This is a genomic window from Streptomyces sp. C (assembly GCF_000158895.1).
Lineage (GTDB): Bacteria > Actinomycetota > Actinomycetes > Streptomycetales > Streptomycetaceae > Streptomyces > Streptomyces racemochromogenes.
This window is the reverse complement of sequence record NZ_GG657750.1, coordinates 6,290,802-6,315,066: the sequence shown is the minus strand read 5'-3', so window position 1 is coordinate 6,315,066 and position 24,265 is coordinate 6,290,802. Positions and strand designations below refer to the sequence as shown.

Below are 24,265 nucleotides of genomic sequence, written 5' to 3'. Positions count from 1 at the left end.
GTTCTACCTGCAAGATGCGGAAGAGACCGCCTAGCATCCTTCTGTGACGATCGAGATAGAGACGGACCTGCTCTTGGTCTGGCTACGCGCGGAGTCCGCTGGCGACACCCAAGCCCTGGTGGACGCGGAACCCTTCTGGCACCCCGTCGGCGATGCTCGCCTTGTCACCCTCATCAACTACCTCAAAGCCGCCGGCATGGTGCACAACACCGAGCTCTATGCATCCGGAACGGCCTGCTCCCTCACCCCCCGTGGATTGGCCGAGGCCGATCGACTCATCGCAGAACGAGACAACCCCCGTATGAGGTTCGACCATGCCCTCAACGGGCTTGTCGCAGCCGGCGTGGCCAACTACCCATCGGGGCGCGTAGAGGTGATCGACTTCCTGCTCTCCAAGCACATGGCCGTACTGGACGAGATCCTGGAGGTCGCTGAGGTCTTCCGGGCGGTCGAGTACCTCGAGGCGAACAAGATCCTGACGGTCGATCAGACACCTCAAACCATTCGAGCCTTCACCCTGACGGCTCTCGGCATCGAGTGTGGTTTCAAAGATCCCATCTCTGTGAGGAACTTCTTGAACGAGCAGCAACGACCCCGCATCCACAACGAGTGGAACATCACCGTCAACGGGGGCGCGCCCCAGATGGGCCAGGACAACACCCAGAACAACGTCTTCGGCTACGACCCGCAGCAGCTCGCGCTGTTCGCGCGGGAGGTTCTGGCCGCCGCGCAGTCCGCAGACGTGCCGGAGGAAGTCCGAGCCGTAGTCATCGCCGATGCGGAGGCCCTCGCAGCGGAACTCGCCGTGGGCGCACCTGAGCCCGGGCGGATTCGACAGCTCACGGAGAGGGTGCTGCAGAGCGCCAAGACCAATCTGCCCGCCCTCGGCTGGACAGGAGTTGCCCAGTTGGTTTCAGCGAGCCTTGGCATTCCACTGTTCTGAGCCGTCTCCAACACTGTGCGAGACGTCCGCCAGCATAGACAGCCCATGCACTGAGTCCCGGACGCCACAATGGGTGGCACAGCAGACGCTGTGCCACCCATTTCTCATTCGAGCGTGACGTTCTCGGGGACGCACTCAGGGATCACGCCGATCAGCGCATCAACGGCTGCCCGCCCCTTGCCGCCGGCCTCGGGCATGAAGTGGGCGTAGTGGTCGAGGGTGATGGTCGGGCTGGAGTGGCCGAGCCATCGGGCGAGGGTGACGACGAATTCACCCGCCTCCAGGATTACGGAGGCGTAGGTGTGCCGGAGAACGTGGAAGCCGTCCTTGCGGGAGGCCTTCCAACGCTGGCCCTTCTCCCGCACGGGGATCACACCAGCCTTCGCGAGGGCGGGCTTCCACACCTCGTCGTTGAAGATGTTGGCGCGGATCGCGTTGCCGTAAGTGGTGGTCAGGACCAGCGGGAAGGAGCGCTTCTCCCGATCCGGTTCAGGGCCGCCCCAGGGCAGCTCGACCTCGACGGCCGGAAGCTGCAAGAAGTGTGCGCGCAGCTCGGCGGCCACCGAAGGCGGCATGTCGACGACCCGGGTCTTCCCGCCCTTGGGGAGGGTGAAGTACAGGCGTCCGTACAGGAGCTGGACCTGTCGGCGGACGCGGATGAGGCCGCGCTCGAAGTCGATGTCCGCCGGCGACAGCCCGAAGACTTCCCCTTGGCGCAGCCCGCACCCGAGGGCGACTACGACGGCGATCCGGTACCGCTGGTTGATGGCGTCCCTTACTCGTTGCGCGGTCTCCAGCAGCCAGGCCTCCCGTTGGTCCTCCGGGGCCTTGGGCCAGCGTACGGACTTGGCACGCATCGGGTTGCGGACCAGGCGCTTGTCGTCGATCGCCGTCTCGAAGACGTTCGAGAGGGTGGTCAGGATCTGCCGGGCGTAGCGCGGTGCGCACTCGGCTTCGAGCATGGCGATGTAGCCGCGCAGGACGGACGCGGTGACGTCCCGCAGTGCGACGTCACCGAGGTGCGGGAGTACGTGGAGGCGCACGCGCTCGTCCACCCGCTTGACCGTGCCCGGTGCACCCCGCACGCCCGCCTGCCAGTGGCGCGCGATGTAGTCGGCGACGGTGATGGAACCGTCGCGCGGGTCGACGAACTCGCCCCGCTCACTGTCGGTACCGGCCCTGCGGAGCCACGCCTTGGCGTCCTCCAGGGTGTCGAACGACATGCCCCGGACGCCCGGGATGCCCGCGACCCGGTACCGGCTGCCCTTGCCGTACCGGGCGGTACGCTCGCGCTTGCCGGTGACGGGGTCCTTCTTCTTGTTGATCCAGCGGTCTTCGATGTAGCCGGCCAAGTGCTTCCTTGCAGCTAGGGGTTCGGGACGGTCGGCCGAAAGCCGTCAGACGGTTGCCGAGTAGGCGGCGCGCCGCTGCGGTGCGGCGCTCACGGGGTTGAGGTCGAGGTTGGAGCGCGAGTCCGCCTGCTCCTGCGCACGTATCCAGGCGTCGAGCGCATCGACCCTGTACGTCACCCGCCCGCGGGCGCCCATCCGGAAACTGGGCGGACCCTGCCGCCGGTGACGCCAGACGTAAAGCGTCTTGGGCGAAATACCGAGATACGCGGCCGTGTCCTGGACCCCGAGAAATGCACGGCCGACGGTGGAACGGTGACGAAATTCAGGGGAACCGATAGAGGAAATCGGATCGACGACAGACAAGAGAAGTTCCTTACTAAGGGGACGGGGAAATAGACCACTGGCCACGCACAGGCGCAGCGGCCTCCAGGGACCACCAATGGTGCGGAGAATCCCCGGTTTCGGAAACCGGGGATCGTCGGCTATATTCCGCCCACCCTCAGCGACTCGGGGTGGCTGGACGCAACAGCGAGAAGCGCGTGTGGCGGCGCTCCGAGGGCTGCGGCGATGGCGACGAGGTCGTCGATGTCGCAGCGCCGTACCTTGCGTTCGATGCGGGAGAGCGCGGTGAAGGTCATGGGGCGACCGAGTGCGGTGACCCGGGCGGCAAGCTGGCGCTGGGAGTAGCCACGGGCCACGCGGGTGCGCTCGATGGCGTGGGCGGCGGCGCGTCCGGCGGGTCCGATTTCGAGAGGGCGTGGCGGCATTGGTGTGTTGTAGCTTGCCCGCCGGAGGCTTGGGAAGGCATTCCCCGCCTGCCGTGAGCGATCCCAGGCCGACATCGAATATCGCGGTCGATTTCGCCGACCGGGGTTTCGGGTTTACGGTCGTGCGACCGTAAAACCTTTCACGGCCGCTTGAGCCAGGTCTGGACTTATGGACCCAGGGTGTGGCTGTGTTGTCCACGCACCCCGGCCCCGCCGGTTTCCCTGCCCCGATTTCGAAAGGCGGTCGATCTCCATCGCCCGTATCCGCACCATCAAGCCCGAGGCTTTCGCCTCCGAGTCCCTGGCGGCCGTGTCTCTGAGCGCCGAGCGGACCTTCTTCGGCCTGCTCACCCAAGCCGACGACAAGGGCCGCATCCGCGACCAGGCCGCCGTCATCGCGGGACAACTGTGGTCGCTGCGCCGCGAACACGGCCCGGTGGAGGTCGAGGACGACCTGACGCAGCTCGACGCGGCCGGCCTGATCTGCCGCTACGAGGGCGAGGACGGAAGGCAGTACCTGCACGTCGTCGCCTTCGCCCTCCACCAGAAGATCAACCGCCCCAGCATCAGCAGGATCCCGTCCTGCCCGCACCATGACCTCGGCGTCCCGCGTGAGCCCTCACTGCCGGTGCACGGAGCCGTCACGGAAGCCTCCGTGACGGGTCAGGCAGCAGGCGGGGAGCCCGTCATGAGCAGGGAATCCGCAGGTCAGGGGCAGTTCAGTGAGCCCTCACAGCCGATTGAGGGAGGGCTCACTGACCCTGACGTGAGCCCTCAGCGTCCGGATCTAGGACCTAGGAACAGGGATCTAGGAACTACCCCGTTGGGGGGCGCGAGCGCCCCCGCGCCCCAGACCGTCTCTGCGAAGGATCTCATCGCCGAGTACACCGCGGCCTGCGAGCACCGCCCTCCCGTCAGCGTGCTCGGTCAACTCGGGCAGGAGGCCAAGAAGCTCCTCGACGAGGGCATCGCCCCCGCCCACGTACGAGCCGGTCTCGACCGCCACCGGGCCAAGGGCCTCCACCCGAAGACCCTGCCCAGCCTCGTGCACGAGGTCATGAACACGGGTGCCTCCACGCCCACTGCCGCCCACCGCCCCTGGACCAACCCCACCGACGTCGCCGCTGCCTACGGGGGTGCCCTCTGACCACCGCCGCCCTCCCGCAGCCCGCCGACCACGTCGTCCGGGCCATGGCGGGGATCCTGCGCCGCCGGGGCATGGACCCGTCCGTCATGGACTCGCAGGAACCGGAGCCCGCGCCCCAACCGGTCACCTCCCTGCAACTGGCCGACGCCCGCATTCCCCCGCGCTACCGGCAGGCCCACGCCGATCACCCCGAGGTCGCCGCCTGGGTGGACGAGATCGCGCGTGCCGGGCGCCCCGGCCCGTCCGGCACACGGGGCATAGCAGAGGGCCCGTCGCTGCTGATCGTCGGCCCCACCGGCACCGGCAAAACCCACCAGGCCTATGGGGCCGTCCGCAGCCTGCTCGCGGCCGGCGTCCGCCTGCGCTGGGAAGCCGTCACCGCCGCCGACCTGTACGCCCGCCTGAGGCCGCGCCCAGGACTCGACGCGGAACGTGAACTGCACACCCTGGCCCGCTGCCCGCTGCTGGTCCTGGACGACCTCGGCGCCGCCAAGGGCAGCGAGTGGACAGAGGAGCTGACCTACCGGCTGATCAACTACCGGTACGAGTACCTGCGCCCCACCTTGCTCACGACGAACCTCCCCATCCCCAAGCTCCGCACCGCCCTCGGCGACCGCGTCGCCTCCCGCCTCTCCGAGATGACCCACCGGGTCATCCTCGACGGGCCCGACCGCCGCCGCCGCAACTCCCCCGCCGCTTGAACGCGCCCACCCTTTGGAGCACCACCCGCTTGACCATCACCTCCCACCGCACGCAGACCGCCGAGCGGTACGCCCTGGCCATCGCAGGCTGCGTCATCGTCGCTCTCACCGCCGCGGGTTTCTGGCTCTCCTACGCCCACCTCGCCGAAGTCGCAGGGCGGCACGGCCTCGGGACTTCCCCCACCCGCCAATGGGCATGGCCCGCCACGCTCGATGCCTTCATCGTCGCCGGCGAAGTACTCATGCTCCGCGCCAGCCTCCGCCGGGAAACCGAGGGGTGGGCGATCTCCCTCACCGCTGCCGGATCTCTGGGCTCTATCGCCCTGAACGTCGCCGGCGTCAGCAGGACCGACGGCGTCCCGGCCCCGGCCCTCGACTACGTCGCCGCCGCTGTCCCACCAGCAGCCGCGCTCTTCGCCTTCGCCGTCCTCATGCGGCAGATCCACCGCCACGTCGCCGCCGACGATTCCCGCCACAGTCGCCGTCCGGCAGGGGAACCCCCAGCGCATCCCGCGAACCTGGACCGTCCCCGCGGGCACTCCGCCACACCGCAGCTCCGGACCCGGAACGGCACGCAGGCCGCCAGGGTGACCGCCCCACTCCGGCTGGCGCCGTACATGGCGCATCAGTCGATGTGGCGGAAGAGTCCGATCAAGTGGCGGAAGCCCACGTCCCGCCGAAGAAGCGCACCGGCCGCAAACCCGCCGCCACCGACGACGAGCTGTTCGCCATCGCCCTCACCGCCCCGCTCGGACGCGATGGACGTGCGTCGAGCCGCCACATCGAGACGGCTGTCCGCGCTCGCGGCCTCCCCATCGGCAGGGACCGCCGGAACAAGATCACCCGGCAGGTCCAGGCCGAACTCAACAGCGGCCAAGCAGACGCCGCGTAGGCCCCGTCTGCAAATCACGCTGCTCCCCCGCGCGTCCGTCGCGGGGCGAGCTGGCGTTCCTACTCCCCATCCCCACAGCCTCGATGCCATTCCAGCCCGACCGACAGGAGGGACGCTCTTGCACGACAACCCCACTGCCACGCGTCCCCACAACCTCCAAGCAGGCGACCCCTACCCAAGCCCCAGATGGAGCAAGTTATCGGCCAAGACGCTCTTCCCCGTCGGGGGAGAGCGTCTCGACCAATCCCGCCCCTGGAGTTGCGGGAGCGGACCGGAGCCAGGGGGCACCGGTCCACCAGGCAGCGACCGAGGGCGGATCGCAGCCGAGGAAAGAGCAGCAGACTGCGTGCGCGAAGTCGCGTGCACCTTCGCTACCGCGCCTGAGCCTCGTACACAACGACGTATCCACAGGGACGGTCAGCGCTCCAAAGTGTGCAGCGTCCGTTTGAACGATGACGAGCACGCGCTCGTCGCGACCGCCGCCAGGGCCGTCGGCGTCACCGTCGCCGGTTTCGCCCGAGCCGCCCTCAGGACGGTTCCAGGCCTCAGGACCGCCCTACAGATGGACTGCCATCAGACCGGAGTGCGCGGAGCATGGTGGTGTACACCGGAGCATCGGGGAACGGCTGCTGGTCGCCGATGTGCTGGTACCCCCAACTCTGGTAGAGGGCCTTCACCTTCGGGTGTCCGGGCTCGACGAGCAGCGTGACGCGTTCCTCGGTGCGACCGGCCAGCAGTTCCTCGTGGATGCGGTGCGCCAGTCCCGTGCCCCTCCAGGGAGACCGGACCATGATCTCGAAGAGGGCGAGGGTGCGGGTACCGTCCTCGGTCGTGTCCACCTCGGGAAGCGGCTGGAGCATGTGCGCCCACCAGCCTGTGTTCTGAGGTAGGGCCGCGGCGTAGGCGTAGCCGGCGGCCTCGCCACCGTCGTAGGCGACCACCGCCTCCCAGGACGGGCGGGAGGAGTGGCCGGTGAGGCGACCCTCGAAGCGGTCGACGGAGAAGAACGGGTCCTCGCCGATCTCCTTCTCGTACACCTCGGCGTACACGCCGACCAGGGTGGGGCGGATGGTGGCCAGCTGGTCGGTGCCGTAGCGGTGAAGGGTGATCTCGGGGGCGGGCATGGTGCTCCTTGTCGCGTGACGGTTCAGGCAGTGCGGGTGCGGTCGTTCCACTGGCGGGTGACGGCGGACTTGGGGGCCGCCTGGTTGAGTGCGGAGGTGAAGCTGCCCAGGAGGTGGGGGACCCGGCCCGAGTCGGCGCCGGTCGGGGCGATGACGCGGGTGGCGGTGGCCACGGCCTGCTCGACGTCGCCCTGCGCGACCTGCGCGAGCGCCGCCTGGGACAGGTAGTAGGCGCGGTTGCGGTGCTGGTCGTCGCGGAGGTCCGCGATGCACCGGTGGGCGTGGAACTCGGCCTTCTCCGCTTCGCCGAGCCGGTAGTGGGTAATTCCGGTCAGGCCGTGGAGTTCGCCCCGGGTGTAGAAGGCGACGGAAGACGGACGGGCTTCGTCGGGATCGGCTCGGTCGTAGGCACCGTGGGCCCGGTCCAGGGCTCGGAGGGCCCGGGTCTTGTCGCCGAGGCTGGCGGCGGTCAGGGCGATGCGGGAGTGAGTCAGCGAGGCGTAGAGGGGGTCGGTGCGGTGCGCCCGGGTGCCGGTGCAGGCTTCGGCCGCGGCGAGGGCGTCGGCGTACCGGCCGCGCTGTCCGGCGAGCATGGCGGCGTACCGCCAGGTCTGGTGCTGGACCTGGCCGTCTCCGGAAAGCCCTGCGAGGGTGACGGACTGTTCCAGGTAGCGCTGGGCTTCCCCCAGCCGACGGGCGTCGATGGCGGAGAACATGGCGAAGGCCGTGAAGGACGCGGCGACGGCGTAGAGGCGGGAGCGGACTCGTTGGCTGGCGGAACCGTGCTGCTGGAGGCTGAGCGTACGGGCGGCGAGGTCGGCTGCGCGCCTCTCCAGCACGGGGCCACCGCCGTTCTGGTCGTCCAGGAGCCACAGTTCGGCCAGCAGAGCGCGCAGGCGATCGACGTCGGAATGCCCGACGGTGGGTCGGGTGGCTGCGGTCGCGGTGCCGGTGGACACGGCGACGGCGGCGCCGGTGGCTACGGAGATGAAGCTTCGACGGCCGAGCACGGGGTCCTCCAGTCGTGCCGAGGGCGTTGTGGGGCGGGGGCGGGCACGGGACACGAACCCCAGGTCGGCCGCAGGAAGCCCGGAGACGACCTCCAGGGCCTGCCACTGGCGCTCCTGGGGCGAGCGGTTCTCTCCGGACAGCCACCGGTAGACCGTCCGTTCGGTGACGGCACCTCTGTGGCCTGTGAGGTCTGCCATGGCGTCGTTGACCTGCTCGGCAAGAGCACCCGCACTGAGCCCGTGTTCCTTCATCCAGGTCTCTAATTCCGCGTTCCGCTTCCGCACCATGCAGCCACGGTAGAGGTGGGGCCGACGTCCGAGGTAGCGGAGGTCGGGACTTTTCGTCAGTGGTCACGCGAGTAGCTGCGAGCGGATTCGTCATGTGCAACACGGCTCTGACACGGGTTACTTGTCCGCACAGCCGAACCAGCACCAGGCGGATGGGAGCGGAATCGTGACCGTACTCGCGCACGAAGTGGCGGCAGCCCCGGTCGAGGTGCCCACGGTCACCTCCGCCAACCAGAAGACCCTGATCGCCTCTGCGGCTGCCGCCGTCGCCGGGGACGTCGAGGCCGCCCTCACCCTCGCCGACCACCACCCGGCCGGGGAGGTTGCCGTGCGGCTGCGGGAGCGGCTGCGCGAGCACGTCCACACCCTCGCAGTGCCTGCCGAACGGTACGCAGACCTGCTGCCGGAAAGCCGGGAGAAGGACATCGCGGCCGGCACCGTGCGGTTCGCCCGCAAGGTCTCCCGGGACTGCGGAAGCAATCCGGCGATAGCACTGCGGCTGCTGGCCAAGTCGGTGGCCCACCTCGCCCGGAACACGGACCTCCTGCGGCATGCCTGAACCGCTTCCGGCGGCGGCTTGCCTGGGGCGCCGGCGCCTGAAGCCCTCCACCTGCCCGGCCGCGGCAGGTGACCGCAGCACCTCGCCGACACCGGTGAGGCAGTCGGCTCCCCCGAACACGGGCGCGGAGCCGGACACCATGCCCCGGCCCTGCCGGCCAGTCCCGTCGAACCTCGCCCTGGAGGCACCCACGTGTACGCGATCGGCATGTGCGTCGACGCCCACTACCTGTTGCCCGCCCTGGTCACGCTCGGGTCGGTCGCCGACCACCTGCCGGTGGCCGACCGCCGCGAGAGCGCGGTACGGGTACTGACCAACGGCCTGTCCCCGGGGCAGGCCGCCGTGATGGAGTCCTTCGCCCGCCGCTGCGGGTTCGGCTCCTTCGACCTGCGCTGGCAGACCCCGCCGGCCGAGAGCGTCATGGCGGACACCGCCTACATCTCCGTCGCCACCTACCTGAGGTTCGGGTTCACCCCCGGCTTCCTCGACCGGCCGTTCCTGATCTACGTGGACGCAGACGTACACGTGCGCGGCGACCTCTCCGCGCCCCTGGACGGACTGCCGGCGGACCGGATAGGCGCCGTGCAGGACGAGTTCAACCCGGCCGTCGGGCAGTGCCCGGCACTGCCGGGGGTCGCCGAGCGCTGGCCCCACCTGGTCGGGCGCACCTACGTCAACGCCGGGATGCTGTGGGTCCCCGCGCCGATGCTCGCCCCTATGCGGACCGGGGTCCAGCGGGCCCTGGTCGGCGGGCGGCAGTACATCAAGCACAACGACCAGTGCGCCCTGAACCTTTGGCTGCTGTCCTCCGGGGCCGCGCACCCGGTCGGGCCGGTGTTCAACCGGTTCGAGGTGGACCGGTTCCTCGATCGGGGGGACTGGGTCCGCCGGGTCCTCCGCCGCCCGGTCACCCGCCGGGACGGGCACGTGGTGCACTTCGTCGGGGGCCAGAAGCCGTGGATGCGTTCGTGCCCCGGCACCGAGGACGTACGTGCCTACCGGCAGCTAGTTGCACCGCACCCTGCGGCACCTGGCCGGGGCGGACGCACGGTGACCGGCGGCACGTTCCTGGCAGTGGAGCGGGCCTGCGCGGAGCTGGGCCGGGTCGGCTCCGGCCGAGACGGTCCGGGTCCGCCGTGGGCCGAAGACGGCTGTCTACCGCGTCCGTCTCGCCGGTGGATTCCCGGTGGTGGTCAAGCTGTTCGCGGCCGGCACCACCCACGGAGCGGCCGACGAGGCCCGCCTCCTGGCCGCCGTCACCGCCGCCGGGCGGGTGCGGGTACCGGTCGTAATCGGGCACGGCCCCGTTCCCGGTCTGACAGTCTCCGCCCTGGTCACCGCCGATGCCGGAACGAGCACCTTGGGCCGCGCCGTCCGGGCCGGGCAGATCCCACGTCCTGCGGCCCTGCTGCGGCTCGCCCTGCTGATGGCGGCCTTCCACAGCACCAAGGCCCCGCCCGGCGTCCCCCTGGCGCCGGGCATCGGCCAGCAGGTCAGCGCCCTTGCCACCCACTGCCCCAAACAGCTCTTCGTCCGGCTCGCGCCCGCCCTGGAAGTCATCGCAGCCGGGGCCCGCGTGGAACGGCTGGTGTGGTGCCACGGAGACCTCCACCTGGAGAACGTGGTCCGCGAAGACGACCTACGCCTCACCTCCGGCGAACACGGCCGGCTTCGCCTCCCCGACTACCTCGTGGACTTCGAGGCCGCGACCATCGAGGTCCCCGAGTACGACCTCGCCCAGACCCTCGTGACCTGCGACGCCCTGGAGCCGTCCGACCGGGTGTTCATGGCCGCCGCCTACGGACGGCCCGTCGATGCGCGGCTCTTGGACGCCTACGTGGCCTTCCAGGCCGTACGCGGCTGGACCTATGCCGCCCACCGTGAGGGCCGCGACCGCGACGCCTGGGCGGCCCGCCTGCACCTTGCCCTGTCCCCACATCCAGGAAGGACCGTGCTGTGACCGATCCCGATCTGTCGGTGATCATCCCCGCGTACAACGAGGCCGAGTACCTGCCCCGCTACTTGCCCACCGTCTTCGCTTCCCTCCGGGCCTGGGAGGCCCTGTCCGGCCTCACCGGGGAAGTGATCGTGGTGGACAACGCCTCCACCGATGACACCGCGACCGTCGCGAAGGAGCTGGGGGCCAGGGTCGTGACGGAGCCGCTCCGCAGCATCGGCCTGGCCCGGAACAGCGGAGCTCGCGAGGCCGAAGGGCGGATGCTGTTCTTCGTCGACGCCGACGTGGCCGTACCGCTGGAGGGGATCACCGCCGCCGTCGCCTCGATGGACGCCGGGGCCGTCGGTGGGGCCATCCCACCGCTCTACACCCCCGCCCGGTTCGGGGCCCGTCTGCTCTGCGCCTACTGGGACCACCACCGCGCCCGCCACGGGGGTGCCCAGGGAGTCAACCAATTCTGCACCCGGGACGCGTTCAAGGCCGTACACGGCTACCGGCCGGACTACTTCATGAGCGAGGACATGGAGTTCTTCGCTCGCCTGACCGCCTACGGCCGCCGCACGGGCAGGTCGGTCGCGGTCCTCGAAGACCTCCGCGTGCGGCCCTCCACCCGCCGCTACGACGCCTGGTCCACGGCCCGGATGCTCTGGTGGCAGAACCCGCTGACCGTCCGCCTCGGCCTGACCTCGCCCCGCTTCTGGCGCAACTGGTACGCCACCACCGTCCGATGATCGGAGAACCCCAGGTGACCCGCCTTCCCCTGCCGGACGCCGACGGCATCTACACCTTCCCCACCGACCTCCTGACCGCGCACCGGTCCTGGATGGACTCCCTGACCGGGTCGAAGGAGATCATGACGCTGACGGCGCCGCTGACCCTCGCGCCGTACTGGATCGAGCCGCGCAAGACGTCCGGGCGGCCGGTGGTCGTCATCGAACCCCACCACGACGACTTCGTCCTGTCCGCCTCCGGGACCTTCCTCACCCGCCCCCGACCGCTGACCGTGATCACCGTCTTCACCCGTTCCCGCAGCGTCCACCCCTCCCTCGAAAGCACCTACAACAGCGTGGAGGCGGTCTCCGGACTCCGCGACCGCGAAGCGGCCCAGTCCCTGTTGCCCCTGGGAGCGGCCCGGGTCGGTCTGGGGCACAAGGACGCCGAGAAGCCGTACCGGGCACCCGAGACCGCCGAGGTGGACCGGATCACCTCCGAGCTCGCCGAGGTGCTGGACGGGATGGACGACGCGGAACTGCTCGCCCCGGCCGCCGTCACGCGCCACCCCGACCATCTCGCCGTCCACGAGGCGGCTCGCCGCCTGGGCTGCCGGTGGTTCTGGGAGGACGTCGCCTTCTGGTCCACCTACGGCCTGTCCGGATGCGACCGGCAGCTGTTCCGGCAGCGGGTACGCCACACCCTCGACCCGGAGGTGGAGGACATCACGGGCACCGTCTTGGACAAGGTGACCCTGCTGCACATGCACGGCTCGCAGATGCACCCCGCGCGGAAGATGTACCGGCCGATCCGGCACGCCCACACCGTCGCCGCCGACCTGCTGCCCGACCCAGACGGCCGTCCGCGGGGCCAGTTCGCGGAACGCTTCTACCGGCTGGGGAGGTCGTGGTGATCCTCGGCCTGGAAGGCCCCTCGTACGGGGGCAAGACCTCCGCCCTGGGGCGGCTGCGACGGGTGCCGGCGATGCGGGAGGCGATGTTCTTCCCCTGCTACGTGAAGTCGTTCGCGCGCCGCGAGGACGTCCCCACCCCCGCCACCCGGTCCGCCGCCGAGCAGGTGGAGGCGTTCGTGACGTTCATGGAGATCGAGGGCGAGCGCGTGCGCGCCGCCCGCCGGCATGGCGGGCTGGTCGTCCTGGACCGGACCATCGACACCCTCCTCGCCCACGCCCACGCCATGGACGAGATCCACGGCTTCGGCATCCTGCCGGAACTGTGCCGGCGGGTCGAGGAGATGCCGCACCTGAGACCGGACCACACCCTGTACCTGGACGTGACACCCGAGCTCTTGCACCTGCGGCGCAAGGCGGCCGGACACCACGAGTTCGAGCCCGACTACTTCCTCCACGACCCCGCCTTCCTCACGCACTTCCGCGACTACTTCTGCCGCCCCGTCCGCAGCCCGGCGACTGCGGAGTTGGCCATCGCCTCCGGGGACGGCGACCGGCAGGAGACGGCCGCCGTCGTGCAGGCCCTCTTCACGTACTGGGCGGGTGGCCGGTGACCGGCCCGACGGTGCTGTTCGCATGGCGGCGGACCCCGCCACCGCTGCTGATCGGGGGCGCGGAGGTCTCCCAGCAGCTCCTGGCGGAAGAGTTCGTCCGGGCCGGCTGGCGGGTCGTCTACCTCGGCAGCCACGAGGCCCCCTGGAACGGGTCCGCCCAGATCGGCCACCTGCGCGCCCACCTCCGGGCCCACGGAACCGTGTGGGAGGAGGCCAGCGGGGAGGTCCGCTACCAATGGAACGGCGTCTCATGCCGGGCTGTGCCGCAGGACAGGGTGGAAGCGACGCTGAAGGGCCTCCTGGCTGAGGCCCGGCCGGAGCTGGTGGTGACCTCGCAGGAACGGGCGGCCGACCTCGCCGCCCTTGCCCGCCGGTCCTCTCGGGTCGCCGGATGGCTGCACTCGGTCTCGGCCAACAGCATGGGCGTCCTCCACGGGCGACCGCACGTCGCCCTCGCCACGTCGGAGTTCGTCGCCGGACGGGCCCAGGCCCACGCCGACACGAAGGCGATCGTCTTCTACCCGCCGTTCGCGCCAGCCGAAGGCGCCGAGCCCCTCCTCCCTGCGGGGCGCGGCGCAGCCGGTCGCATCCCAGGCGGCGTGCTGATGGTCAACCCCATCCCCGCCAAGGGCGCGGCACTCCTGCACCAGCTGATCCGTCGGTTGCCCACCCTCCGGTTCACCCTCGTCGAGGGTTGGTGGGACACGGCTGGTGAGTTCACCGCGTACCCGAACGTGCACTGGGTTCCCCGCACCTATGCCATGGGCCCGATCTACGCCGCGAACGACCTGCTGCTCGTGCCCTCCCAGGTTGAGGACGCCTTCCCCCGGGTGATCGTGGAAGCCGGGCTCCACGGCGTCCCCACGATCGGCTCGTCCCGCGGCGGCATTCCCGAGGCGGTGAGAGACGGCGGAATCATCGTCCACCTCGACGACGTGGACGCCTGGGTGCAGGCGATCGAGACGGCTGAACGAGCCGGCCTCGGCGCGAAGGCCCTCGCCGGGGCAGCGCCGCTGGTCCGGCCGTGCCTTCCCGAGCTTGCTGCCGCCGGGCTCATCCCGGCGGCAGCAGCAGCCTGCTAACGGGCCGCGTAGGCGGCCTGCACCTCGTCGGCGCGGTCGGTCCACCAGTTCAGCAGTGCCTCGTCCGTCAGGAACATCTCGCCGAAGGTGGGGTCCTGGCGGTCGAGGTAGAACTCCAGCTGCCAGAAATCGGTAAGCCGCTTCCACCACAGCCGCTTCACCGCGTCGGCGAGGTCGCCCTCGGACAGATCGATCACGGACCGGTACCCGGAGCAAAACGCGGCGACACGGTCGAGGTCGAAGACACCACCTACCCCGAACTGCACCTGCGCGGTCCGCGCGACCTCCTCTCCGTACGGACGGACACCGAGCCGGTCCCAGTCCAGGACCGCCACCACCCGGCCGTCGCGGCGCAGCAGGTTGCGGTACTGGAAATCGCCGTGCGTCCACCCGTACGGCCCGGCCGGCACCTCGCCGTCCGGCCGGGCATCGGCGTACCGCGCGAGGAGGCCGCGGCGGCCGCGCAGGGCCTCGGCGGCAGTCTTGTCCAAGTCGGTGACCGGATCGGCCGGGAGGCGACTCGCGAGAGCAGCGGCGGCCCGATCGGCCTCGGCCACGTCGCGGACCTTCGCAACCGGTGCCCGCTCCGGAACCGGGCCGGGCCCGTGCCGCCGCAAGCCCTCGTGCAGGCGGCCGAGGAGAGCACCGAGATCGCGGACCTGGTCGAGCGGAAGGTCCGTCCCCTGAACGTGCTCGCCGTCCACCCACGGCAGGACGCAGTAGCCATGACCACCTACTTCGACCACCAGGTCCCCGTTCGCGTCGGCCAGCGGCGCCAGCACCGGGATGCCCTCCCGAGCCAGGTCCACGAGGACCGCGAGGTTCCTGCGAGCCTTCGGCAGAGGAACGTCGGTGATCTCCTTGAGCGCGTACAGGCCGGCAGCCGTCACGAGACGCCAGTTCCGGTTCATCAGGCCATGGGCAAGGAACCGCCGATCACGTACCACGCCCAGCCCGAACGCGTCGGAGAGAGCGGCCAGCACTGCCGCCAGACCATCTTCTCGAGTCGTATCCGTCACCCCCAGCACGGTACGCCGACACCGAATCCCGCACCGGAATTCGTCACCCAGGTCCCCACAGAGAGTTCGAAGCAAGAAACGAGCCCGGATCCCCCTCCACCATCCGCTCACCTGACTCGTCCGTGGCGTAACAGGAACCGTCCTGGCCCCCTTACTACCCTGGCCGACGGACCACCCGCGGCCGTACGACGATCGGGAGACCATGACGACGCCCTCCACCGCCCGTATCGAAGACCTCCTCCAGACCGGCGTGCGCGACGAGGTCTACCCCGGCGCGGTGTGGGCGGTCGGGGACGCCGACGGCATCCGCGCGAGCGGAACCGTCGGCCTCCTCGATCCCGACCGGCCCGACGAACCCATGCAGCTGGACACCGTCTTCGACGTAGCCAGCCTCACCAAAATCCTCGCCGTCTGGTCCACGATCGGCACGCTCGTAGAAGCGGGGAAACTCGACCTCCGCGCCCCTCTGGGCACCTTCTGGGACGAGGTCGCCGGCCACCCCCTGGCCCGGACCACGGCCCACCACCTCCTGACCCACACCGCGGGCCTGCCCCTGCGCGCCAACCTGAAGAACCTCTACGGCACCGACCCCCAGGACATCCGCGACGGCGTCCTCCACGAAGGCCTCCACCGCCCGCCGGGTGAGGCCGTCGAGTACACCGACCGGGCCGCCCTGATCCTCGGCTACCTGGCCGAACACCTCTCGGGCCAGCCCCTGGACCGGCTCGCCACCAACGGCGTCTGGCACCCCTTGGGCATGACCCGCACTCGCTTCGGCCCCCTCCCCGCCCCCGAGGCGGCCCGCTGCGCCCCCACCGAGTACGACGAGACCACCAGCACCCACCTCAAGGGCACCGCCCACGACTTCTCCGCCCGCCTGCTCGGCGGCGTCTGCGGCATCGCCGGCACCTTCTCCGTCCTCGACGACCTGGCTCTCTTCCTCCGCCACATGCTCGCCCCCGCCAGGGCCGCGTTCAACCCGACCTGGATCAAGGACTCCCTCCGCATCCACACCGGCGCCCTCACCCCCGCCCGCGGCCTCTTCTGGCACCCCGCCCCCGGCACCGACCCCGCCGAGGACATCTGGGTCCACTACGGCTTCACCGGCACCGGCATGTGGATCAGCCCCACGCAAGACCGATGGGCCATCCTCCTCACCAACAAGCTCCGCTTCAACCGCGACCGCGAAGCCCTCACGAAGATCCGGAATGCGCTCCGAGCTGACGTCTTCTACTGCTCGGGCTCGCCAGCACTGAAGTGAACTGCCTCGTGGCGAAGTCGGTCCGGCGGTGTCCGCAGGGCCGTGTAAGTGTTTCCCCGTTGTCATAGGCAGTTTTCTTCGTGTCCGGGGCAATCAGGGGGTTGGCTCCTGAGCGGGGACATGCTGCTCGGCCGGGTCTGGGGTGTGCAGGGTGCGGATCTCGCTGGCGATGTCAGGTTGCCCGTAACGGTCGGTAAGGGCCGCCATCGTGTCGATGAGGTGGTTCTTGGCATCGGTGGTCAGATCGCTGGTGAAGGTGTGGAGCAGACGGGCGAGGAGTGCCCAGCGACCTTGTGGTGCGTAGGCGGCTACTTGGCTGTGCAGTTGTTCGAGGCGAGTAAGCGTGTCTTCGTCGATGGTGTGCGGTGCGGTGGCGTACCAGTAGGCCAGGGCTAGCGAGGGGTCGCTCATCACTGTGGTCTGGAAGGCGCGGGCCGTCTCCAGGTGGCGGGCCTGTTCGGCGCGGCGTTGTTCCTCCTCGTGCTGGTGACGTTGGTGCCGGGTCGTGGCGCTGAGTGCCTCGAGGTCCGTGGTCAGGTCGACGTGGGCCCAGATGAGCCTGACAGGGATGCCCGGGATGTCGGAGGCCTGACCGAGGAGCGTGTTGATGCGTGCCGCTGCCAGGACGGCGTCGGCCGGAGTGAGGTTGGAGGTGATGTTACGGACGATGGTCAAGGCGTGGTGGATGGCGACAGCGTCGGGATTGCGGTGGGGGCGAGGCGAGGGGAGTTCTTCCCACGCCCCGGTGAGGGTGAGGGTGAAGGGGTGGCCGGGCATCGTATTGGGCATGGGGCAAGTGATGCTGAGGTTGCCCGCCCGGGGTTGAGGCCAGCCACCCCCTCTACGACCTAGTCGGCGCATCGCCGGCGTGAGTCGGGGCTGTCGGGTCTGCCTCTCGGATGGCGATCAGCACCTCGTCGCGCAGGCGGGTGCGTTCCGTGGGCTGCTGTCCGGCGTGGGCGGGTTCCCATCCATTGGCGGCGTGGTTCAGAACGATGTACCGCTGGGCGAGGTAGGTGCGGTCGGTATCGGATCGGAAGACGGCTTCGGTGAAGGTGGTGACGATTGTGGTGCGGAGGTCGCGGTGTGCGAGCGCGGCTTCAAGCCAGGCATTGACGGCGCCTTGGATCTGGCTGCTACTGGCGTCGTCGAGGGATCGGCGCCAGCCCGTGAGGGTCCAAGAGTCTGGTCCGCTGTTGTCTGTGGCCAGGAGGATGGGGATGCCGTAGGGGCCGGTCCTCTCTGCGAGATGCAGGAAGGCGCGGCGGGCGGCAGCGGTTTGATGGTGCTGTGGTGCGGTGAACCACGCCGTGAGTGTGTCGCGGATCCGTTCCGCGAAGCCTTCTTGGTCCCACATGGCCATCAGGGCCTCGCCAACGGCTTGTGTGACGGTGGCGTTGCCGGTGTGGGCGGCGAGGTCGGCCAGTCGCCTCACTGCGACCCTGGGGTAGGCGGGGCCGAGTTGTGCCATTGCTTCGGCAAGGACGCGCTTGAGGGCGACCGGGGTGTGACCGCGTTCATCGGGGGGTGGCTGGTCGGGGGCGCTGGCCCATTGAAGGTATTTATCGCGGGCGAGCTTGCCGGTTTGCGGGTCAATGGCGGCGGCGACCAGGAGGTCCACCGCGTGGCCGCTGAGGTTCTTTGTGGCTGCCCAGTGGGTGGCGGTCGCGCGCAGGACGGTCAGGCTCTGTTTGGTAAGGGTGTAGCGGATGACCCATTGGCTGACGCGATCAGCCAGACGGATCCCGAGGTCGCCGGACAGGAGGGCTGCTTGCTCGGCTGTCCAGTGGGTGAAGGCCTCGACGTGGTGGGGGCGGTCGACCCAGAAGTAGTCGACGACGGCTTCGGCGTATCCCGGGCGCAGGAAGCGGACGCAGTCGTCGGTGCCGAGGTCTGCGTTGATGGTGTCGGTGAGCTCGATGATGCCGGGGCCACGCTGGCCTTTGGTGGGTACGGGTGTGTCTTCGAGTGCCGTGCCGAGCTTGAGGTGGGAGTCGTAGACGGTCTGGGCTGTTGCTCCGTCGAGTACGGCGGCTGCGAGCAGGTAGGTGCGGTGACCGCTGTCGGTTTGCTCCCTGTGCCACTTGAGGAGTTCGCTACGCCAGTTCTGCGCGGACTGGATGACGAAACCGACGAGTTCGTCGAAGGATTTCGGTTCCGCCGTTGAGCGGTTCAGCGTGACGGCCGACGCGATTGTGTGGGCACAACTGACCGCCATCGCTGGTGTGGCGTGCTGGAGGTGGCTGGTGATGCCGCTATCGCTGAGCCACTGGTCCACTTCGCTCGGTGTGAGAGGCTGGTCGGCGAGGTGCGCGCGGGCAACACGGAGCCCGTCCGCAGGCTTGAGCTGATGGTCCAGGTCGGATGCTTCGACAGCCACGCTCGCCCAGGTGTCGGTGTGAATGACGGCGACGACGAACGATCGGGTCTCGCGCAGATGATCCGCGATCTCTCGCAGATGAAGTCCGGTGGCGGTGGGTAACGGCTGTGTCTCGTGTCGCAGGTCCAAGATCCAGCCGGTGTCCTCGTCCAGAAGCCCTTCGAGTTCAATCTTGTCGTCGGGGAGGCGCCTGACCTGGCGGATGGAGCGCATACGCAAGGTGGTGAGGATGTGCAGGGCAGTGGTGTAACGGCCAGTGCCGGGGGACGCGTGGATGACCACGACGCGGTGGGCTTCGAGGATCGTCTCGAGTGCCTTCGTCGTTTCGTCGTTGCTGGCAAAGCTGCGCAGGCGCCCGCGGACCCAGTCATCGGTCAGAGGGGTTCCGCGTAGTCGCTGGATCTCGTGGTTGTTCTGCACGCCGATGACCGTGCCCTGGTTGTTCGGAACCTTCTGTTCGACCCTCATCGCGAAGTCGGCGTTGCCAGTGAGGTCTTCGGCATGGCGATCCGGTTCGTACACGTAATCAGCCTCGGCAGGTACTGGTGGCTCCTCCGCAGCGGGCGGGGCGCCATCCTGCGCGGGCACTGCAGCCGGCGCAGGGGAAGTAGGTGCGGCCTCGGCAAGGAGGGCGGCGGGAGGCTTGGTCGTTTCGGTGCCGCTGGGGGGTGCAGCCAGGGCCGGCAGGTCGCGGGGCTGGCTGGGGGCGGTCGGTTCGTTCAGTGTCAACACGCGGCCCTTCGGACGGATGGCGCCGTTGCGCGGGTGCGCAGCGGGTGGCGTTCGGCGCTGCTATCGGCCGATCCGGCGCGCTTTGATCCCGATGAGCTTGGCGTTTGCCTCGACCGTTTCCACCTGCTGAGCGACCCGGGCGTTCCCGCTGATCTCGTCGGCATCCATACCTGTGGCCTCACCGGTGAGTGTGGTCAGCTTCTGGTCGACGAACGGCCCGGAGGCTGGGCGGTTCTCGCCTTCAAAGGTCAGGCGCTGCCCGTAGATGTCCTCGAGGGCGGACCTCAGCATCGTCATGCTGCGCAGCAGGCCCGGATCTGTGACGTCTGTGTCCAGGTTGCGACCGGCGTAACCCTGGAGGACGAGGTGGAGCACTTCGAGTTCACGTTCGTAGGCCTGAAGGCGCTCCTCGTTCGGGTGCAGGGGCAGCTGAAGCGCTCCGACCAGGGTGTCGGGAAGGCTGACGTCGGGCTCGATCTCACGGCCGCGTGGGCTGATCAGGTGTTCCAGTCGCTGAAACAGGAAGGTTAGTGTGGCGGGCACGGCTGAACTGATCAGGGCGATCTCTACAGGATCCGGCATGACACTCTCCCCCGTTGTCTGGCTAGCAGGCTTTGATTCTCACGAAACGGCCAACCGTCGAGGAATCCTTTTCAGAATGTGGCGGAAAGCCCACGGTCTTCTCGATCACCGCTGTTGTCGACCGAAAACTAGTCTCGTCGAATCGGGCCATGTGGCCGATTGTTGTCGGTCTGGTCATGTTGCTCGGTGCTGGCGGGAGCTCTGTGCCCGAGCCACACACAGGGAGCCTCTTCAGGGTGTCTAGCGACCCTGGCCCGCCGCCAGGCCACGTCGAATGAAGTGCATCCACGGCTGGCCGTGGACACCCGAAGCGCCTGCCAGCTGGTGATGGGGTCGAGGATCCAGCGCAGGAGATGAAGTCGCATAGCCGTAGCGTCCACACGGCCCATCCAGATGGCGGAGAATCCGAAATTCACAGGATTCTGCAAGCCGCCTCACGAGCTGTTTCCGCCATCAGATTCACTGGGCCGATGTGACGTACGACGCCTATTGTTTCTGCTGTTACCTAAGAGGCATGACCCGGCGAAGCAGAGAGATACAGGTATCAGCCACCGACTGCTCATAGCAGGGGCTGCCGGTGGGCACTGGGTCTGCCGCACGTCGGGTGACATCTGATCTGGCTTGCACTGCGGGGCGGGTGGGAAGGATGCCACTGCGCCGAAGCCCCCTATCCGGAACAGTTCCGCCAGCCGACGTGGGGTCGCAAGTATCCGCGGCCCGGGCGTAACGATCGAGCCGCCGGCTTAAGGGGTCCACACGATGACGCTGGGGAAGTGGGTGTGCCGGGCGGACATCGACGACGGGGCCAAGCCTGGAACAACCAGCCAGGAGAGCGTGAAGTTGCCCGAACCACGTCGACTTAACAAGCTGCTGGCGCAGGAGCACGAGGTCCTGCGCCAGGCTGCGGCCTACCTGTCTCGACGAACGCCCCGGGAAAACGATCTACTCGGCGCGATGCTCGAATCAAGCTCTGGCCAGTGAAGATCCGCCTTCCCGGGGGGAGCGGCTGGGGAGAATCTGGGGAGAACGAAGCCCTGTTGGGGAGCGGCTGGGGAGGATCGGGCGCATCAACGGGTAGCACAGCGAAAGGGCCCGAAAGGCGGATCGCCGCAGGTCAGAGCACCTATCTGGCCGGTTTCCGCAGGTCAGTGGTGTGTGGGTGACGACTTCAAGAAGATCTCCTCGTGGGCCGCCATCCTCTTCGCCCCCACCCTGGTCGGCACGATCTACGGCATGAACTTCGAGACCATGCCCGAACTGAAGTGGGCAGGCGGCTACCCCTTCGCGATCCTGCTGATGGCAGTGGTCTGCGTCAGCCTGTACGTCATCTTCAAGAAGCGGGACTGGCTGTAGCAGGCGAGTTCGTGAAGAGCGACAGGCTCGCACGAACGATGATCTCCGAGGTCCGCCCGGGCCGGGCCGCCGCGGCCCACAGCAGCCGGCCCCGGTCGTCGGTGAGCGCGATCACGAGCAGGGCATGGCATTTGCGCTGGCCGCGCTACCGCCCGGCAAGGCCGTGGGGAGCGTTCGAAGCCGGCTGGTACCGCTCGAGGTTGGTGCGGACTCGGTTGAGGTAGGGCTGAATGCTTGCGAGTTCGGCGCCCTGGCGTTGGACTCGCCAGGTCGAGATTCGGTAGCCGGCGGCCAGGTTGAGGGCCCGATCTCCTGGGACACTTTCGAGTTCCGGGGCTATCGCGCACAGCATCCTGCCCACGGCGGGGATGGAGTCCTCGGGGCTGAAGGGCGGCTTGGGGATGGCCTTCTGCTCGGCGGGCGGCAGGTAGTAGCGCAGGACTCGGGGTGTCCAGCGGGCGATGCCGTACTCGTCCTTGGCCGGGTCGCTCAGCAGGGGGTCGAATCCGCTCTCCGCCTCGAGCATGGCGGCCACCAGGGCGGGCGTGACCTGCGGGATGTCGCACATGGTCCCGGCCTCGACGATCAGGTGCCGATACTGCCGGGGAATGTCCGCGTCGGTTCGCAACCACCGTCCGTCATCTCGTAGGCGGACCTCCGCCATGGGGCCAGGCGTGTCGGGCGTCCGGTCCGCTGCCTGGGCGCCCTTCGGTGATACGGAGTCGCCGGAGACGAACGCGCCGAGCATCATGACGGCCGTCACGATGGCCGCGACAGGGCCGGTGACCTTGCGCAGCACTCGCCACTGCGACTTCAGCTTCTGCGGGGAATCGCGTGTCTCGGACTGGACGTTGGGCGTCGACGGCGAGGAGTCCGGTGACGAGGAGGCAGGAGCAGCCGCAAGGGCTCCTGTTGGTGGTGGGCTGGTGGAGAGGACGTGCGCGCGGATGCGGCGCTGCTCCCATGCTTCCGGGTCGCCGCCGCAGGCGGTGACGAAAGCCGCCAATACGGCGGCGCTGGGCAGGCGTTGACCGGCAGCCGCGGCGGCCAGCGTGGAGGCCGAGAAGTGGGTCCTGGCGGCGAGTTGGCGATAGGACGGGCTACCCGCCCGCCGCCTGAGGTCGCGCAAGTCGTAGGCGAATCGGACCACGGGCCCCTGCTCAGGATCCAGCGGCTGCTCTTGGCGTCCCACCTCTCGTTCCTTCCTCTCCTTGGAGTGTCCGGTTCATCGACGTACGGCGGCGGTGTACCGGCCGTGGGAAAGCCATTGTCCGGTGATTGTCCGGTGTCTGTCCGACGAGGCCGGCGGGCCGGGACACGCGGTGCGATGCCGGTTTGAATGTGCGCGGCGCACGGCTGACGACGGTGAAGGACCCCGGCGTCCGTACGCCGCAGGGCATTGCGCCCCGGGAGCGCGAAAGCCCTCCCCGGCCACAACCCGCTCAGGACGGCCCTGAGTCGGTGACCGAAAGGAAGCACGTGAGCGGACGACCGGTGCCCGTGCCAGGACCGGCAGCCGCGGGTACGGTCCACCGCCGGTACGGGCCGGAGCCGTAACGTGAGGAAACACCTCGGTTGCGACGTGCATGAGCACATCCAAGCGGCCCGTGTACGACCCGGACCCGGTTTCAAGCCGATCGAGCCTGTGCGGTACTTCACAGTCGCCGTACCTGCCCTCATCCCGCGGTGCCGCCGGCGCTTCCGTTCCTGAGGCGGGCCGGTGACCCGATATCCATCCCAGTCAGATTCAGAGGTTCTTTCCCGTGCCGAATCCGAATTCGTCGTATCCGAACTCCTCAGCGGGCGCAGAATGGCAGCCGAGGCGTGGCATGCGGTGGCAGCGCTACAAGGTGACGCGCCCGGCCTCCCCGCAGGACCTGGCGGGACTGTGGGGGGCGATCGCCGCCGTGGTGGCGCTCGCCTTGTTCCTTGGCTGGGCGCTCGAGGTGAAGGGCGGAGCGGTGATCGTCTTTGCGATCCCGCTCATATCCTCCTGGTTCGACTCCCGGCGCCTCCTGTTCTACTTCAACACCGCCCTGGTGCGGATCGGCAATGTGATATTGCCGTGGAGCGATGTCACGCAGTTCGTCGTGGTGATGCCCCCGCACGGTGAACACGCCCTGATCGGGGTTCGGTTGCGGCCAGGCATGAGGCTGCCCGCCGGAGCGACCGTACCGCCGCCGAACCCGGCCATGCCGGCACCGCTGTACGTATCCGCGCAACGGCACAAGGTCGATGTGGCCAAGATGGTCGACAAGGCGCGCAAGTACGGCCCGCCGCACATCCAGATCGTGGTCGCCGATCCGTCCGGCGAACGCGTCGTCTCCTGAGAGAACTCCGCAGCTACACCGCCGATCAGGGATTTCCCCAGTACGAGCAAGGACGAAGAGGAAGCCGGACTGGCCGTAGAGCAGGGCTGCCGGCAGCGTAGTCGCCCGGTAACGCGGTGTCGCCATGGGTGGCGGCAGTCGCTGCTTCGCCGCCGAGCCTGGCTCGTGGGTGTCGGCCGTGGGCGGGGAGTGAGTCGCGGGCCGGCGGGAGCGGGTAACGTCTTTGTCATGTTCTTCCCGACGCCGATTTACGCGTGAGAGGGGGACGGGCCCCCGCTGACGTCCTTTGACGTCGCCGCGCCCGTCCCCCGCCGATGAATCCCCAGATCACTTCACCTCACCACCGGGAGAACCCGTGACCGACAGCAAGAACATCAACAATCCCGTGGGCCAGGGCGGCGGCCAGCGCAAGAAGCTGTCCCGCGCCGAACGGCAGAACAACGGTCCGCACCGCAACCTCGACCGTCAGGGTGCCGCCGACAAGAAAGCGGAGCTGGTGCGCAAGATGCGCGAGAAGGCACGCGCGGCCGGGGACGCCGGGCAGGCGGGCG

General features: G+C 68.9%; 23 protein-coding genes and 3 pseudogenes. 16 read left to right on the top strand and 10 right to left on the bottom strand.

Features of this window, described 5'->3' with window-relative positions:
• Positions 1-43 precede the first annotated feature (43 nt).
• Positions 44-943, top strand: coding sequence for a hypothetical protein (locus SSNG_RS28370; protein WP_042802132.1), 900 nt, complete (start codon positions 44-46; stop codon positions 941-943).
• A 104-nt stretch (positions 944-1,047) separates the two neighbouring features.
• Here the strand turns inward: SSNG_RS28370 and SSNG_RS28365 are convergent, their stop codons facing one another.
• The 3 genes from SSNG_RS28365 to SSNG_RS28355 all read right to left on the bottom strand — a co-directional run bounded on the left by SSNG_RS28365 (position 1,048) and on the right by SSNG_RS28355 (position 3,062).
• Positions 1,048-2,295 (bottom strand): site-specific integrase, encoded by a 1,248-nt coding sequence (locus SSNG_RS28365; RefSeq protein ID WP_007267368.1) that lies wholly within the window; start codon positions 2,293-2,295, stop codon positions 1,048-1,050.
• A 45-nt stretch (positions 2,296-2,340) separates the two neighbouring features.
• Positions 2,341-2,658, bottom strand: coding sequence for a helix-turn-helix domain-containing protein (locus tag SSNG_RS28360; protein WP_007267367.1), 318 nt, complete (start codon positions 2,656-2,658; stop codon positions 2,341-2,343).
• Positions 2,659-2,777: 119 nt separating this feature from the next.
• The gene (locus SSNG_RS28355; RefSeq protein WP_007267366.1) at positions 2,778-3,062 is read right to left on the bottom strand and encodes a helix-turn-helix transcriptional regulator; all 285 of its coding nucleotides are present in this window, start codon (positions 3,060-3,062) and stop codon (positions 2,778-2,780) included.
• A gap of 253 nt (positions 3,063-3,315) precedes the next feature.
• Here SSNG_RS28355 and SSNG_RS28350 point away from each other — a divergent pair, with 253 nt between their 5' ends.
• The 4 genes and pseudogenes from SSNG_RS28350 (at position 3,316) to SSNG_RS42390 (ending at position 5,802) form a co-directional block, all read left to right on the top strand.
• Positions 3,316-4,209 (top strand): hypothetical protein, encoded by an 894-nt coding sequence (locus tag SSNG_RS28350; protein WP_042804252.1) that lies wholly within the window; start codon positions 3,316-3,318, stop codon positions 4,207-4,209.
• 44 nt (positions 4,210-4,253) lie between these two features.
• Positions 4,254-4,910: an ATP-binding protein gene (locus SSNG_RS28345; protein WP_007267364.1), complete on the top strand. Its 657-nt coding sequence runs from the start codon at positions 4,254-4,256 to the stop codon at positions 4,908-4,910.
• Between the two features lie 29 nt (positions 4,911-4,939).
• Positions 4,940-5,365 (top strand): annotated as a pseudogene (locus tag SSNG_RS40345) (DUF2637 domain-containing protein); the annotation flags it as partial.
• A gap of 200 nt (positions 5,366-5,565) precedes the next feature.
• Positions 5,566-5,802, top strand: coding sequence for a hypothetical protein (locus tag SSNG_RS42390; RefSeq protein WP_050779758.1), 237 nt, complete (start codon positions 5,566-5,568; stop codon positions 5,800-5,802).
• 545 nt (positions 5,803-6,347) lie between these two features.
• On the opposite strand, the gene SSNG_RS28330 is transcribed toward SSNG_RS42390, so the two are convergent.
• Together SSNG_RS28330 and SSNG_RS28325 are read right to left on the bottom strand one after the other, a co-directional pair.
• A complete protein-coding gene (locus SSNG_RS28330) occupies positions 6,348-6,926 on the bottom strand; it encodes a GNAT family N-acetyltransferase (protein ID WP_007267362.1) in 579 nt (192 codons plus the stop codon).
• Positions 6,927-6,949: 23 nt separating this feature from the next.
• Complete coding sequence (locus tag SSNG_RS28325) at positions 6,950-8,224, bottom strand: hypothetical protein (protein WP_042802129.1); 1,275 nt, start codon at positions 8,222-8,224, stop codon at positions 6,950-6,952.
• 166 nt (positions 8,225-8,390) lie between these two features.
• Here SSNG_RS28325 and SSNG_RS28320 point away from each other — a divergent pair, with 166 nt between their 5' ends.
• The 6 genes and pseudogenes from SSNG_RS28320 to SSNG_RS28290 all read left to right on the top strand — a co-directional run bounded on the left by SSNG_RS28320 (position 8,391) and on the right by SSNG_RS28290 (position 14,057).
• Positions 8,391-8,783, top strand: a complete 393-nt coding sequence (locus tag SSNG_RS28320; RefSeq protein WP_042802127.1) for a hypothetical protein — start codon at positions 8,391-8,393, stop codon at positions 8,781-8,783.
• A gap of 1,162 nt (positions 8,784-9,945) precedes the next feature.
• Positions 9,946-10,743 (top strand): annotated as a pseudogene (locus SSNG_RS28310) (phosphotransferase); the annotation flags it as partial.
• On the top strand, positions 10,740-11,471 hold the full coding sequence (locus SSNG_RS28305) for a glycosyltransferase (protein ID WP_042802123.1): 732 nt from the start codon (positions 10,740-10,742) through the stop codon (positions 11,469-11,471). The pseudogene SSNG_RS28310 and the gene SSNG_RS28305, both read left to right, overlap by 4 nt.
• Positions 11,468-12,364 carry a PIG-L family deacetylase gene (locus tag SSNG_RS28300; RefSeq protein ID WP_206731341.1) on the top strand — a complete coding sequence of 299 codons (897 nt, stop codon included), beginning with the start codon at positions 11,468-11,470 and terminating at the stop codon, positions 12,362-12,364. Before SSNG_RS28305 ends, SSNG_RS28300 begins: the two co-directional genes overlap by 4 nt.
• On the top strand, positions 12,361-12,975 hold the full coding sequence (locus tag SSNG_RS28295; RefSeq protein WP_241695139.1) for a hypothetical protein: 615 nt from the start codon (positions 12,361-12,363) through the stop codon (positions 12,973-12,975). Before SSNG_RS28300 ends, SSNG_RS28295 begins: the two co-directional genes overlap by 4 nt.
• Entirely contained in the window at positions 12,972-14,057 is a 1,086-nt protein-coding gene (locus tag SSNG_RS28290; RefSeq protein ID WP_042802119.1) for a glycosyltransferase, read from the top strand. Before SSNG_RS28295 ends, SSNG_RS28290 begins: the two co-directional genes overlap by 4 nt.
• Here the strand turns inward: SSNG_RS28290 and SSNG_RS28285 are convergent.
• Positions 14,054-15,187, bottom strand: a complete 1,134-nt coding sequence (locus SSNG_RS28285) for a phosphotransferase (RefSeq protein WP_241695138.1) — start codon at positions 15,185-15,187, stop codon at positions 14,054-14,056. The genes SSNG_RS28290 and SSNG_RS28285 overlap by 4 nt on opposite strands.
• 91 nt (positions 15,188-15,278) lie before the next feature.
• On the opposite strand from SSNG_RS28285, the gene SSNG_RS28280 reads away from it, so the two are divergent.
• The gene (locus tag SSNG_RS28280; RefSeq protein WP_042802116.1) at positions 15,279-16,337 is read left to right on the top strand and encodes a serine hydrolase domain-containing protein; all 1,059 of its coding nucleotides are present in this window, start codon (positions 15,279-15,281) and stop codon (positions 16,335-16,337) included.
• A 93-nt stretch (positions 16,338-16,430) separates the two neighbouring features.
• Here SSNG_RS28280 and SSNG_RS28275 read toward each other — a convergent pair whose 3' ends face one another.
• The 3 genes from SSNG_RS28275 to SSNG_RS28265 form a co-directional block, all read right to left on the bottom strand.
• On the bottom strand, positions 16,431-17,126 hold the full coding sequence (locus SSNG_RS28275; RefSeq protein WP_241695137.1) for a hypothetical protein: 696 nt from the start codon (positions 17,124-17,126) through the stop codon (positions 16,431-16,433).
• Between the two features lie 52 nt (positions 17,127-17,178).
• Positions 17,179-19,446, bottom strand: a complete 2,268-nt coding sequence (locus tag SSNG_RS28270; RefSeq protein WP_241695136.1) for a hypothetical protein — start codon at positions 19,444-19,446, stop codon at positions 17,179-17,181.
• Between the two features lie 63 nt (positions 19,447-19,509).
• The gene (locus SSNG_RS28265) at positions 19,510-20,031 is read right to left on the bottom strand and encodes a hypothetical protein (RefSeq protein ID WP_007267351.1); all 522 of its coding nucleotides are present in this window, start codon (positions 20,029-20,031) and stop codon (positions 19,510-19,512) included.
• Positions 20,032-20,790: 759 nt separating this feature from the next.
• Here SSNG_RS28265 and SSNG_RS41325 point away from each other — a divergent pair.
• Entirely contained in the window at positions 20,791-21,012 is a 222-nt protein-coding gene (locus tag SSNG_RS41325; RefSeq protein WP_007267350.1) for a hypothetical protein, read from the top strand.
• A gap of 180 nt (positions 21,013-21,192) precedes the next feature.
• Positions 21,193-21,384 (top strand): annotated as a pseudogene (locus SSNG_RS28260) (CorA family divalent cation transporter); the annotation flags it as partial.
• A gap of 145 nt (positions 21,385-21,529) precedes the next feature.
• Here the strand turns inward: SSNG_RS28260 and SSNG_RS45405 are convergent.
• Entirely contained in the window at positions 21,530-22,576 is a 1,047-nt protein-coding gene (locus SSNG_RS45405; RefSeq protein WP_007267348.1) for a helix-turn-helix domain-containing protein, read from the bottom strand.
• A gap of 571 nt (positions 22,577-23,147) precedes the next feature.
• Here SSNG_RS45405 and SSNG_RS28250 point away from each other — a divergent pair.
• Both SSNG_RS28250 and SSNG_RS28245 read left to right on the top strand, forming a co-directional pair.
• Positions 23,148-23,714 (top strand): hypothetical protein, encoded by a 567-nt coding sequence (locus SSNG_RS28250; protein ID WP_007267346.1) that lies wholly within the window; start codon positions 23,148-23,150, stop codon positions 23,712-23,714.
• A 355-nt stretch (positions 23,715-24,069) separates the two neighbouring features.
• Positions 24,070-24,265 (top strand): DUF6243 family protein (locus SSNG_RS28245; protein ID WP_042802114.1); only part of this gene is annotated, 196 nt, incomplete at its 3' end.